Origin of the sequence: Stenotrophomonas sp. ZAC14D2_NAIMI4_7 (genome assembly GCF_003086675.1) — a bacterium.
Lineage (GTDB): Bacteria > Pseudomonadota > Gammaproteobacteria > Xanthomonadales > Xanthomonadaceae > Stenotrophomonas.
The window spans coordinates 3,290,408-3,303,253 of sequence record NZ_CP025995.1; the positions used below are offsets into that span (position 1 = coordinate 3,290,408).

At 67.3% G+C, this 12,846-nt stretch carries 10 protein-coding genes; 5 read left to right on the forward strand and 5 right to left on the reverse strand.

Annotated elements, in window-relative coordinates; genetic code table 11:
• Nucleotides 1–12: 12 nt before the first annotated feature.
• On the reverse strand, nucleotides 13–765 hold the full coding sequence (locus tag C1922_RS15180; protein ID WP_108750517.1) for a 20S proteasome subunit A/B: 753 nt from the start codon (nucleotides 763–765) through the stop codon (nucleotides 13–15).
• A gap of 93 nt (nucleotides 766–858) precedes the next feature.
• Between C1922_RS15180 and folK the strand changes: the two genes are divergently transcribed.
• Complete coding sequence (gene folK, locus C1922_RS15185; protein WP_108750518.1) at nucleotides 859–1,359, forward strand: 2-amino-4-hydroxy-6-hydroxymethyldihydropteridine diphosphokinase; 501 nt, start codon at nucleotides 859–861, stop codon at nucleotides 1,357–1,359.
• A 33-nt stretch (nucleotides 1,360–1,392) separates the two neighbouring features.
• On the opposite strand, the gene C1922_RS15190 is transcribed toward folK, so the two are convergent.
• Nucleotides 1,393–2,130, reverse strand: a complete 738-nt coding sequence (locus C1922_RS15190) for a pteridine reductase (protein ID WP_108750519.1) — start codon at nucleotides 2,128–2,130, stop codon at nucleotides 1,393–1,395.
• Nucleotides 2,131–2,188: 58 nt separating this feature from the next.
• Between C1922_RS15190 and C1922_RS15195 the strand changes: the two genes are divergently transcribed.
• Together C1922_RS15195 and C1922_RS15200 are read left to right on the forward strand one after the other, a co-directional pair.
• On the forward strand, nucleotides 2,189–3,373 hold the full coding sequence (locus C1922_RS15195) for an SAM-dependent methyltransferase (RefSeq protein WP_108750520.1): 1,185 nt from the start codon (nucleotides 2,189–2,191) through the stop codon (nucleotides 3,371–3,373).
• Nucleotides 3,370–3,762, forward strand: coding sequence for a VanZ family protein (locus C1922_RS15200; protein WP_108750521.1), 393 nt, complete (start codon nucleotides 3,370–3,372; stop codon nucleotides 3,760–3,762). The genes C1922_RS15195 and C1922_RS15200 overlap by 4 nt, the downstream gene beginning before the upstream one ends.
• A 66-nt stretch (nucleotides 3,763–3,828) precedes the next feature.
• On the opposite strand, the gene C1922_RS15205 is transcribed toward C1922_RS15200, so the two are convergent.
• The 3 genes from C1922_RS15205 to C1922_RS15215 all read right to left on the reverse strand — a co-directional run bounded on the left by C1922_RS15205 (nucleotide 3,829) and on the right by C1922_RS15215 (nucleotide 10,067).
• Complete coding sequence (locus tag C1922_RS15205) at nucleotides 3,829–6,162, reverse strand: family 20 glycosylhydrolase (RefSeq protein WP_108750522.1); 2,334 nt, start codon at nucleotides 6,160–6,162, stop codon at nucleotides 3,829–3,831.
• Between the two features lie 128 nt (nucleotides 6,163–6,290).
• The gene (locus tag C1922_RS15210) at nucleotides 6,291–8,915 is read right to left on the reverse strand and encodes a TonB-dependent receptor (RefSeq protein ID WP_108750523.1); all 2,625 of its coding nucleotides are present in this window, start codon (nucleotides 8,913–8,915) and stop codon (nucleotides 6,291–6,293) included.
• A 135-nt stretch (nucleotides 8,916–9,050) separates the two neighbouring features.
• Complete coding sequence (locus C1922_RS15215) at nucleotides 9,051–10,067, reverse strand: glucokinase family protein (RefSeq protein WP_108750524.1); 1,017 nt, start codon at nucleotides 10,065–10,067, stop codon at nucleotides 9,051–9,053.
• Between the two features lie 375 nt (nucleotides 10,068–10,442).
• Between C1922_RS15215 and C1922_RS15220 the strand changes: the two genes are divergently transcribed.
• Together C1922_RS15220 and C1922_RS15225 are read left to right on the forward strand one after the other, a co-directional pair.
• Nucleotides 10,443–11,732 (forward strand): sugar MFS transporter, encoded by a 1,290-nt coding sequence (locus C1922_RS15220; protein ID WP_108750525.1) that lies wholly within the window; start codon nucleotides 10,443–10,445, stop codon nucleotides 11,730–11,732.
• A 39-nt stretch (nucleotides 11,733–11,771) separates the two neighbouring features.
• Nucleotides 11,772–12,839: a LacI family DNA-binding transcriptional regulator gene (locus C1922_RS15225; RefSeq protein WP_108750526.1), complete on the forward strand. Its 1,068-nt coding sequence runs from the start codon at nucleotides 11,772–11,774 to the stop codon at nucleotides 12,837–12,839.
• Nucleotides 12,840–12,846: the final 7 nt, after the last annotated feature.

Here is a 12,846-nt window from a genome sequence, read left to right on the forward strand (position 1 = left end):
CGTGGCCCGGCGCTACCCTCCATCGCGCTGCGACGTTTCCCACGGGAACCTGGGCAGGCTTTCCACCGCCTGTTCCAGCCGCCGCGACCAGTTCTGGTGGATGTCGGTGTACAGCGCTGAATCGGCCCCCAGCCGCAACTGCTGGCCGACGCGCAGCTCGCCATCGCGGATCAGTGCAAGGTCGATCGGCAGGCCTACCGACAGGTTCGAACGGATGGTGGAATCGAGCGACACGATGGCCGTGCGCGCCGCATCGCCCAGGCGCGTGGCCGGGCTGAGGATGCGGTCCAGGATCGGCTTGCCGTACTTGGATTCGCCGATCTGCAGGTACGGCGTTTCCGGTGAAGCGGCAATGGCGTTGCCCAGCGGATACACCATGTACAGGCCCGGCCTTTCGCCGGCCACCTGGCCGCCGAAGATCAGCGTGGCCTGGGTGTTGACCCCGTCATGGCCGTGTTCGCTGTGCTGGCACTTCACTTGGCTGTCCACCAGCAGCTGGCCCACGTAGGCCGCGGCCTCGAACAGGTGGGGCATGTCGCGCAGGTTCGGCGTGCGCCGTTCGGCGGCATCGCGGGCCAGGCGCGAGACCAGCAGCTGGGTGGTGGCCAGGTTGCCGGCGGCCATCAGCACGAACGCGGCCTGGCCGGGGTAGTCGAACACGTGCAGCTTGCGGTGCACGCGCACGTCGTCCAGCGAGGCATTGGTGCGGGTGTCGGCGGCGAAGACCAGGCCTTCATCCACCTCGATTCCAACGCAATAGGTCATGTCGGTGCCCTATCATGTGCGTCCCGGAGTGTAGGCAGGCCGCCGTGATGACGGCATGCCCACGTCCCCCCAGAACGCCGCCACCGGAATCGCATGACCACCGTGCTCCTGAGCCTGGGCAGCAACGTCCAGCCCCGCCGCTACCTCCACGCCGCGGTGGCGGCCCTGCGCGAGCGTTTCGGCGCCGTGCGGGTGTCGCCGGCCTACCAGACCGCCGCCGTCGGCTTCGAAGGCCCGGCCTTCCTCAACAACGCCGTGGCGATCGAGACCGAGCTGCCGCTGCAGGAACTGGACGACTGGCTGCACGCGCTGGAAGACGCGCATGGGCGCGATCGCAGCGGGCCGCGCTTTTCCGACCGTACGCTGGACATCGACGTGGTGTTCTACGGCGATCTGATCGTGGAAGGACCCGGCCACCTGCGCATTCCGCGCCCGGAACTGAAACATGCCTTCGTGCTGAAGCCGTTGGCCGACATCGCCCCGGATTTCATCGACCCGGTCACTGGCCAGGACCTGGCCACGCTGTGGCGGGCGCACCGGCAGCATGGCGAGGCGTTCGAGGTGGTGGAGTTGGTTCCCGGCGCGGTGGATTGACCCGACACAGCCACCCCATGGGTGGCTGAACGATCAACTCACGGTGCGCCCGCCATCCACCCGCAGGGTGTGGCCGGTCACGAACTGCGCATCGGCCGCCAGCCAGTAGACCGCCTCGGCAATCTCTTCCACGGTGCCGATCCGCGCCAGCGGCGTGCGCGCCAGCAACGCTTCGCGGGCGAAATCGTCCTTGCCCTGTTCCGGCCACAGGATCGCGCCGGGGGCGACCGCGTTCACCCGAACCTTCGGCGCCAGCTCCAGCGCCAGCGAACGGGTGGCCATTTCCAGCGCGGCTTTGGCCATCGTGTAGGCCACGTGGTCGCGCATCGGGTCGGTGCCGTGCAGATCGGTCAGGTTCACGATGCTGCCGTGCTGGCGGCGCAGGTGCGGGGCGGCGGCCTGGGCCAGCAGCAGCGGGGCACGCGCGTTAACCGCATACAGTTCGTCCATCGCCTCGGCGGTGACCTGGCCCAGCGGGGTGGCGAAGAAGTTGGAGGCGTTGTTGACCAGCGCATCCAGGCGGCCGAAGTGGGCCACCGCCTGGTCCACCAGGTCGGGCAGGGCGGCGGCGTCACGCAGGTCGGCCTGCAGGGCCAGCACGCTGCCGGGGCGGACGTTTTCCAGATCGAAGGCGGCCTGCTGCAGCTCGGCGCTGGATGTATGCGCGTGCAGCACCACCGACCAGCCACAGGCGTGGAACTGGCGGGCAATGGCCGCGCCGATCCGGCGTGCGCTGCCGGTGATCAGGGCCACGGGGGCGGTGTCGCTCATGAGGGTCCTCCAAGGCTCGGCTATCCTGTGCACCATTGTCACCGCATTCGAAGACGCCATGCAGCCCACCTTCCCCCTGCCCGAAGCCGATGCCCTGGCCCACAGCGACCAGCTGGCCGCCGCCCTGCGTGCTGAAATCCTTGCGCAGGGTGGGGCGATGCCGTTCTCCCGCTTCATGGAACTGTGCCTGTATGCGCCGGGCTGGGGCTATTACAGCGCCGGTGCCAGCAAGTTCGGCGGCAGTGGCGATTTCACCACCGCGCCGGAAATGGGCGCGCTGTTCGCCGGCAGCGTGGCCAACGCGCTGGCGCCGGTGTTCGGCCAGTTGGGCGCGCACGCCCGCCTGCTGGAACTGGGCGGTGGCACCGGTGCGTTCGCCGAAGCCGTGCTGCTGCGCCTGGCCGAGCTGGACGCGCTGCCGGCGCGCTACGCGATCCTGGAACCCAGTGCCGACCTGCGCCAGCGCCAGCAGCAGCGCCTGCAGCAGAACCTGCCGGCCGAGCTGGCCGCCCGCGTGGAGTGGGTGGACCGCCCGTTCGACGATGACTGGGAAGGCGTGGTGTTCGCCAACGAAGTGATCGACGCGCTGCCCACGCCGCGCTTCCTGGTGAAGGACGGTGAAGTCTACGAAGAAACCGTGGAACTGGATGGCCAGGGTAACTTCATGCGCGGCGCGCAGCCGGCCGATGTGCTGCTGAACGGCGCGGTGCGCCATATCGAGCGCTATCTGGAAAAGCCGTTCGCCGAGGGCTATCGCTCCGAAGTGCTGCCGCAGCTGCCGTACTGGCTGCAGGCGGTGGCCGGTGGCCTGCAGCGCGGTGCGATGCTGTTCGTCGATTACGGCTACAGCCGCGCCGAGTTCTACCAGCACGACCGCGACGACGGCACGGTACGCGCGTTCTATCGGCATCACGTGCACAACGAGGTGTACCGCTGGCCGGGCCTGCAGGACATCACCGCGTCGGTGGATTTCACCGCGATGGCCGAGGCCGGCCTGCACGCGGGATTCGATCTGGCCGGTTACTGCAGCCAGGCCAGCTTCCTGCTGGGCAATGGCCTGGACCAGGTGCTGGTGCTGGCCGAAGAGCGCACCGATGAGGTGGGCCGCATCCAGCTGCGTGACCAGGTGAAGAAGCTGACCCTGCCGACCGAGATGGGCGAGCGCTTCCAGGTGATCGGCCTGCAGCGCGAGGTGGATTTCGAGCCGGCCTTCGAACTGGGTGACCTGAGCTGGCGCCTGTGAGTGCGGCGCTGCCGCTGATCAAGCCGCTGCGCCGGCCGTGGCTGTGGGCGGCGCTGTGGGCGCTGGCGGTGCTGGTGGTGATCGTGGTCTGCCTGATCCCACCGCCGCCGATGGACCTGCCGAAGAACAGCGACAAGGTCGAACACTTCCTGGCCTATTTCATCCTGGCCGGCAGCGCCGTGCAGTTGTTCCGGCGGGGCCGCCCACTGCTGTGGGCGGGCGTGGGCCTGGTGCTGATGGGCGTGTGCATCGAGTTCGCACAGGGCGCGCTGACCAGCAACCGCAGTGCCGACGCGATGGATGCCATGGCCAACACGATCGGCGTGCTGGCGGGCATGGCCACCGCCTTTACGCCGCTGCGCGACCTGCTGCTGCGCTGGCGGGGGTGAGGGATCCTGGCTCGGGGTCAGAGCCCTTTCCTGCGGAAAGGGATCCGACCCCAGGACCGGGGGCGCTTACCGCAGCGTGGCCTCGTCCAGCACCCACATCGCCGGGCGCGTATCGCCGGTGAAGTTGATGCACAGATCGTCGGTACCGGTGATGCCGGCCGGCAGCGCGGCGTGCAGGGTCACGAAGCCATCGGCATCGGGCTTTTCCGGCAGCGGCACTTCGGCCAGCACCGGGCCGCTGCAGTCGCCGCGGCGGATGCGCATCTCACCGTTCGCGCGCGTGGCCTTTTCGAACTTGCGCGCCGGTTCGTCGTGGGCCAGCTGGAAGTAGTACGGAATGCGCCCGGCACGCACGTCGAAGCCGCTGATACCGGCCAGCTGTGCATCGGCCCAGCGCCAGCACGGCTGGAAGATATCCACGTTGAACACGGCACGCTCGCCTTCGCGCGGGCCGTCGTCTTCCAGGCGCAGCACCAGGCCCTTTTCGCCCACGCAGCTCAGCAGCTGCTGGCTGCGGCGGCTGAGCAGCGACTGCGCGCTGTAGTCCACCACGGTGGGGGCGGCGGCCAGCATCTGGCCCTGGTAGAACGCCGCCGCCTGCACGGTGGCCGGCAGCGTTTCGGTCAGCGGCGTGGTGTACAGCGGCGACTGCGCGGTCACCGGCTTGCCATCGGTGCGATAACGCACCTCGTAGCCCAGCGGGTTGGACAGCGACACCGTTACCGTGTTGGCGGCGCGGTTGTCGGTCTGGCCCACGGCTACCTGGAACGGCGTCTGTGCGTAGGCCAGGCCCCAGGCGCGGTAGCGCTGCAGCTGTGCCGGCAGGCGGGCCAGGAAGTCGCGGAAATCGCGCTGCGCGACCGGGCTCCAGCCGGTTTCGGCCACCGCTGCCAGGCGCGGGAACAGGTTGTGCTGCAGGCGCGCGTAGCTGCGCGTGTGCTCGGTGAACATGTTCGCCTGCAGGCCCAGGATATGCCCGCGCTTGTCGGCGGCCAGTTCGGCCGGCACCGGCTCGAAGGCGTACAGCTTGGCCAGGTTCACCTGCGCCGGGCGACCCGGCGGTTCGTTCGGCGAGGCAGTCTGCAGGTAATCCAGGTACAGGTGGGTGACCGGCGACATGATCACGTCGTGGCCGGCGCTGGCCGCGGCCAGGCCGCCTTCGGTACCGCGCCAGGACATCACCGTGGCCTGCGGCGGCAGCCCGCCTTCCAGGATCTCGTCCCAGCCGATCAGGCGGCGGTCGTGTTCTTCCAGGAAGGTTTCCAGGCGCTTGATGATGTGGCTCTGCATGGCCATCTCATCCTTGATGCCCAGTTGGCGCATGCGCTGCTGCACGCGCGCCGAGGCGATCCACTGGTCCTTCACCGCTTCGTCGCCACCCACGTGCACGTAGCGCGCGGGGAACAGCGCGATCACTTCTTCCAGCACGTTTTCCAGGAACTGCACCGTGCTGTCTTCGGTGTTGAACAGGTTGGGGAACACACCCCATTCGCTGATCGGCTGCAGCGGCGTGCTGATCGAGCCCAGCTCGGGATAGGCCGCAATGGCGGCGGTGGCGTGGCCGGGCACGTCGATTTCCGGAATCACCTGTATATGCAGCTTGGCCGCATAGGCAATCACCTCGCGGATCTGGTCCTGGGTGTAGTAGCCGCAGTACGGGTACTGCTTGCCGCTGACCGGATCGATGCCGCCATCGCCGGCGGGCAGGCGGCAGCTGCCGACGCTGGTCAGCTTCGGGTAGCGCTTGATCTCCATGCGCCAGCCCTGATCGTCGGTCAGGTGCCAATGGAAGGTGTTGAGCTTGTGCGCGGCCATCGCATCGAGCACGCGCTTGATCTCGTCCAGGCTCTGGAAATGACGCGCCGAATCGAGCATGAAACCGCGCCAACTGAAGCGCGGTTCGTCGGAAATCTGCACGGCCGGCAGTACGCCGTTGCTGCCGCCGGTGGCCAGCTGGGCCAGGGTGGTGGCGCCGTAGAACAGGCCGGTTTCGTTGCCGGCCTGCACCCGCACGCCCTGTGCGTCGCTTTCCAGCGTGTAGCTTTCGCCGCTGTCGCGGAAGGTTGGCACGATCTGGAAGTGGATGCTGCCCTTGTTCGCCGCGGCGCCCTCACGCGCTGCGGCCAGGCGCGGGCCACCGCTGCGCGCCAGCAGGTCGGCAAACTGCGCAGCCACGCGCTGTGCGGCTTCGCCGTCGGCCAGCAGCGGGGTGTCGGCACGCACGGTGATGCCCGCACCGGTGCCACGCTGTACCCGCGCCGGCGCGGGTACCAGCATCAGGCTGCCATCGCGCAGCTGCGGGCCGGGGCCCGAATCCAGGGCCGGCGCATCGGCGGCCAGCGCCGGCAGGGCCGCGAACAGGGTGCCCAGCAGCAGCGGGGCAAGCGGGGAAAATCGCATCGTGTCACTCCTGTGGTGGGCGGCCTGCAGTGGCCGCCGCGCAGGCGCCTGTGCGGGCGCCCACCGGTATCCCATCGTACGACGGGCCCGGAAGACCGGGCCCGTCGCGCGTGTTGCACTGCGCTGGCTTAGAACTTGAAGTGCACGGTGGCCATGTAGCGGCGGCCACTCTTGTACTTGCCGGCCAGGTGTTCCTTATCGCCCAGGTACTGGAAGTAGGTCTCGTCCAGCAGGTTCTGCGCGTCGATGTTCAACGACCAGTTGTCGTTGAAGGTGTAGCCGAAGCTGGCACCCAGTTCAGCGTAGTCATCCACGCTGGCCGGGGCCGCACCGGCCACGTAGCCACCGGCCAGGTAGCTGTCGCGCCAGTTGTAGGTCAGGCGGGCATTCACCGGGCCCTTTTCGAAGTACGGGCTGAGCGCGATGGCGTTGCGCGACTGGTAGGGCAGCGGATCGCCGGTGTTGTTCTCACCGTTGGCATAGGTGTAGTTGGCGGTCAGGCCGAAGCCGCTTTCACCGAAGGGCTGCTGCAGGCTGATGTTGAAGCCCTTCACGTGGCCACTGCCGGCATTGCGCGGGCGCTGGATGCTGTAGTCGCAGTAACCGTCGGCGGTGCAGCCGTTGGTGCCGACGATGTTCGCCCAGGTGGCCGGCGAGGTATCGCGGATCGAGTTGTACTGGCGCTCGATGGTGGCCGAGGTGTCGATGTAGTTGTCGATCTTCTTGTAGAACACCGACCAGGCCACCACCGACTGCGGTGCGTAGTAGTACTCGGCCGATGCGTTGAAGTTCCACGACTCGTACGGCGACAGATCGGCGTTGCCGCCCGAGCCGGTCAGGGTGGTGTCGTTCAGGAAGGTGTTGTTGACCATCTGGTTGTACGGCGCCCAGGCGATCACCTTCGCCGCGGCGAAGCGGAACACCCAGTCATTGTCGGTGTCCCAGGCCAGGCTGAGCGAGGGCAGCACGAAGTCTTCCTTCTTGGTGCGGGTCTGCCACTTGCTGTCCAGGTCGGTCAGGGTGGGGGTGCCACCGTAGACGAAGCCGCTGCCTTCGGTCTTGGAATCGACGTAGCGCACGCCCAGGTTGCCGCGCAGCGGACCGTTGGAGAAGTTCAACTGCGCGTAGGCGGCGTTGTTGGTCTGGGTGAGCGCCCAGCTGTTGTTGAGGTAGCTGGCCGGATCGGGGTTGCTGTAGTCGATCGGGCTGTTGCGCACCCAGTTCAGCACGTTGTCACGGCCGGCCTGCACGTGGCGGCCCTGGTCAACGGTGAAGCCCTGGATGTCGGTCAGGCCGATGGTGCCCACGTCGGCCAGGGTGCCCGGGGTCACGCCGCCGTACACGTTCAGGGTAAAGGCTTCTTCGTGCTTGCCGTGGCGCACGCCGAACTGCAGCTGGTTGAAGATGCTGTCGAACTGCACGTTGAAGTCGAGCTGGGCGTAGGTGTCCTTGCTCTCGGTGGAGAACACGCCGTTGTTGCCGAACCAGCCACCGGCCGAACCCCAGTTGGCCGGATCGCGGGCACCGGCCGGGTCATCGAAGGTGATGCCCTTGTCCATGTTCCAGCTGTAGCCACCGTTGTAGAACGGCTCGATGAAGTACTGCGCCAGGTCCTTGTTTTCCGACTTGCTCTGGCCGACCTGGCCGCTGACGCCCCACGATTCGCTCTTCCACGCGCCGCGCAGGTCCACGCCCTTGGTGGTCACCTCGGACAGGCGCACGTTGTTGTCATAGATCAGCGTGCCGCTGTTGGCGGTGGCGCTGGCATCGGAATGGCCGCTGGTGGCCACGCCGTTGCGCACGGTGCCCAGCTGGTCCACCGCGTTCACCGTGCCCGGGTTCCAGGTCAGGAAGGAATAGAGCGACTGGTTGTAGTTGTCGAACTTTTCCTTGATGTACAGGCCGCTCAGGTTGAACTCGAGTTCGTCGGTTGGCTTGAACTGCAGGTTGACCACGGCGCTGTCGCGCTTGCGTTCCTGCTGGAACCAGGCAGCGTTGAACGAGTTCGGCACGTCCACGTCGGCGGCCACGCCGGTGGCGTTGGCGAAAGTGCTGGCCTTCACGTAGCCGAACACTTCCTTGCCCTGGCGGTCCACGGCTTCTTCATAGTGCTGGGCCGACACGGCCACGCCGAAGGTCTCGGCATCGTTCTTCCAGCTGTACAGCACGGCCGCGTTCGGCTTGCCTTCGCTGGCCTGCTGGCTGTAGCTGTAGCCCACCGAGGCGGCCACTTCGTTCTGCTTCATGTCCAGCGGCTGGCGGGTGTGCATCAGCACGGTGCCGCCCAAGCTGCCTTCGGTCAGGCGCGCTTCGGAGGACTTGATGATTTCAGCGCGGCCCAGGATCTGCGGCGCCAGCAGGGTGTAGTCGAAGCCGCGGTTGGGCTGTTCGCCGTACAGCCAGATGGCCTGCGCCACCGGGTGGTTGTCCAGGAAAGACAGGTTGAGGCTGGGATCGGTGCCGTCGATGCTGACACGCTCGCCCTGGCCGAAGCGGCGGTCCAGGGTGACGCCCGGAATCTGCGACAGCGCTTCGGCCACGTTGGTGCTGGGGAACTTGCCGATGTCTTCGGCGGTGATCGCTTCAGACACACCCACGTTGTTGCGCTTGGTGTCCAGCGACTTTTCAAGGCTGGCGCGGATACCCACCACCTGCACGGTGTCCAGGTCCTGCGGGGTCGTTTGCTGTGCATGCGCCGAGAAGGCGAGGCAGCCGACGATGGCTGCCGAAAGCAGAGTCTTGCGGGTGTTCATGATGTCTCTCCTCATCACTGGGTTGCGGTGTCGGCGGCGTGCGGTAGGTAGGAACGCGCACGGCTGCCTCTGCAGCAACCTGCGCGGTGGTGCGGATACAGCGCGTACAGCGTGTTGCGTACTGCGTATTGCCGATCAGGCGGGGTGGTGCAGCAGGAACCAGCTGGCGGCGCCGATCACGCCCAGCTGCCCATGCTCGACCACCTTCACCGGGATGCGTGCCAGCGCTTCGCCCATCGGCCCCTTCTGCAGGTAGCGTTCGACGAAGGTGCTGGCGCGCAGGTATTCGCGGATCTGCGGCAGGATGCCGCCGGCCAGGTAGACGCCACCGTGGGCGCCGTAGAACAGCGCCATGTCACCGATGGTGCTGCCCAGCAGGCCACAGAACACATCCAGCGCCTGCCGTGCGTGCGCATCGCTGCCGGACATGGCCGCCGCAGTGACTGCATCAGGGCTGCCCAGCTGCGGGGCATCGCCCTGCAGGGCGCAGACGGCGCGGTACAGGTTCATCAGGCCGGGGCCGGACAGGGCGTGTTCGATCGACACATGCGCACGCTCGCGCTGCATGTGGCGCACGATGTCCATTTCCAGCGCGGTGCTGGCCGCCAGCGTGGGCTGGCCAGCTTCGGTGGCCAGGACCACCGGACCATTCGCGGTGGGAATCCACAGCGCCGCGCCCAGGCCGGTGCCGGGGCCGACCACCAGGGTCGGGCCGCGCGCTGCGCTTTCGGGCCCGCACAGGTGCAGCACGCCGCTGGCGTCCACCTGCGCGGCGGCATAGGCCACCGCTTCGAAGTCGTTGACGATGTGCACGCGCTGCACGCCCACCTCGGCTTCGATCTGCCGCGCCGACAACGGCCAAGGAACGTTGGCGGTGATTACCGTGCCGTCTTCGCGGGCGTAGCCAGCGGCGGCCACCACGCAGTGCGCGGGGCGGGCGTCGTCGCCCAGGAAGTCGGAAAGGATGGCGGCCAGGCCGGCATGGTCGGCGTTGCGGTACTTGCGGTAGTCCAGCACCTGCACCGGATGGGCGGCATCGCCGCTGGCCTGCACCCGGGCCACGCGCACATGGGTGCCACCGACGTCAGCGGCCAGGAACGAGGGCGCGTGACGGGAAAGCACATGGGCCGGGGCGGGATGGCTGGCGGTCACGCGGGCTCCTGCTGCAGGTGGGTGCCGGGCCCACGAAAGACCCGGCGATGGGGCGGAGTCTGTAACTGCGCTGACAACGATGTCAACGAGTTCGTGACACTTTCGTTGCTGCGACGCAACGAATCAAGTACGGCGAAAACGTTTACATCGCGTGATGATCCGTTCACCCCGCGCGCCCTTGCGCCACAAGCGTCAAGGCCTGCCGCCCATTCAGCGGTATCGCCCCGCTTGTCCTTGCGCAGTGCAGCACCCGCGCGAACCGGTGCAGATTGGAAGTTGACAAACCGCCGCTGTCCATCGAAAGAATGTGACAACGTTGTTCCCAGCCACTCTCCGACGCCGCGTTCTGCGGCCGTCGCCGCAGGAGCCCTCCTGATGTCCGCCGTCCCCGCTGCAAGCGCGCGCCCGAACGTGGCCACCTCCATCGCCATCGTCGGCGTGTTGTTCTTCCTGATCGGCTTCTTCACCTGGCTCAACGGCCCGTTGATCACCTTCGTCAAGCTCGCCTTCGAGCTCAGCGAGGTCGGCGCCTTCCTGGTGCTGATGGTGTTCTACCTGTCCTACTTCTTCCTGGCGCTGCCCTCGTCGTGGATCCTGCGCCGCACCGGCATGAAGAAGGGCCTGAGCCTGAGCCTGCTGGTGATGGCCGGTGGCGCGGCACTGTTCGGCGAATTCGCCACCCAGCGCTGGTACCCCGGCGCACTGGGCGGCCTGTTCGTGATCGGCAGCGGACTGGCGTTGCTGCAGACGGCCATCAACCCGTACATCTCCATCCTGGGGCCGATTGAAACGGCGGCGCGGCGCATCGCGTTGATGGGCATCTGCAACAAGATCGCCGGCATCCTGGCGCCGATCCTGATCGGCACGGTGGTGCTGCATGGCATTGGCGATCTGGATGCGCAGGTGCAGGCGGCCGATGCCGCGACCAAGGCCGTGCTGCTGAACCAGTTCGCCGCCAAGATCCACGCCCCGTACCTGGCCATGGCCGGTTTGCTGGTGGTGCTGGCGGTAGCGGTGCTGTTCTCGCCGCTGCCGGAAATCAAATCCTCCGAGGCCAATGCCACGCCGGTGGCGGCCGGTGCGGTCGAGCGCCGCAGCATCTTCCAGTTCCCGCACCTGTGGCTGGGCGTGCTGTGCCTGTTCGTGTACGTGGGCGTGGAAGTGATGGCCGGTGATGCCATCGGCACCTACGGCCATGGCTTCAACCTGCCGCTGGACGAGACCAAGATGTTCACCGCCTTCACCCTGGGCGCGATGCTGGTCGGTTACGTGGTCGGCCTGCTGGTGATTCCGCGGGTGGTGTCGCAGTCGCGCTACCTGACCCTGTCGGCGGTGCTGGGGGTGGTGTTCTGCCTGGGCGCCTGGGCAACGCACGGCTACGTGTCGGTGGCCTTCGTGGCCCTGCTTGGCTTTGCCAACGCGATGATGTGGCCGGCCATCTTCCCGCTGGCCATCCGCGGCCTGGGGCGCTTCACCGAAACCGGTTCGGCGCTGCTGGTGATGGGTATTGCCGGTGGCGCGATCATTCCGCAGCTGTTCGCCCTGCTCAAGCAGCACATCGATTTCCAGCTTACCTTCGTGCTGCTGATGGTGCCCTGCTACCTGTACATCCTGTTCTATTCGGTGGTGGGCCACCGCGTGGGCCTGCCGCAGGACCGGGGCTGATCGGCGATGATGGACGGCAGCCAACCCCAGGAAAAACCGATGCGCAGAGCGACCATCAAGGACGTTGCCGAAAAGGCCAAGGTCTCGCTGAAGACGGTGTCGCGGGTGATCAACAACGAGCCCTCGGTGATGCAGGCCACCCGCGCGCGGGTGCTGCGTGCCATCGCCGAACTGGACTACGAACCCGATCCGTCCGCGCGCAACCTGCGCAGCGGCACCACCTTCGTGATCGGGCTGGTGTATGACAACCCCAACCCGTACCACATCATCGGCGTGCAGAACGGCGTGCTGGCGGCCTGCCGAGAAACCGGCTTCGGCCTGCAGATCCATCCCTGCGATTCCAGCTCGCCACTGCTGGCCGACGAGCTGGCCGACTGGGTGCAGCGCTCGCGCCTGGCCGGGCTGGTGCTCACCGCGCCGATGTCCGAGCGCCGGGACCTGATCCAGGCATTGACCGCGCGCGGCATCAAGCTGGTGCGCATCATTGCCGCTACCGAAGATCCGGCCGATGGCGCCTGCGTGTTCGTGGACGACCGCGAGGCCGCCTACGAGATCACTGAACACCTGATCCAGCTCGGCCACCAGCGCATCGGCTTCCTCTGGGGCGGCACCTCGCACCGTTCCTCCGGCGAACGTTACGCCGGTTACGAGGCGGCGCTGAAGGACTACGGCATGACCGTGGACAAGCATCTGGTGGTGCAGGGCGATTACACCTTCGACGACGGCTTCCGCGGCGCGCGCCGCCTGCTGGCGCTGCGCGAACCGCCCACCGCCATCTTCGGTTCCAACGATGAAATCGCCGCCGGCGTGCTGGCCGCGGCCAAGTCGGCCGGCATGAGCGTGCCCTACGACCTGTCCATCGCCGGCTTCGAGGACAGCCCGTTCTCGCGCCAGTCGTGGCCGCCGCTGACCACCGCCAAGCAGGCCACCGAAGATATCGCCCGCCACGCCGCGCGCCTGCTGATCGGCCAGCTGCGCAGCGATGCCTACGATGAGGCGCCCGCGTCGCTGCACAACCAGGGCTTCGTGCCGCAGCTGGTGGTGCGCGGTTCCACTGCGCCGATGCGCCCGACCGGCGCCCGTTCCCTTCCTTCCGAACCTGCCTGAGCCCGCC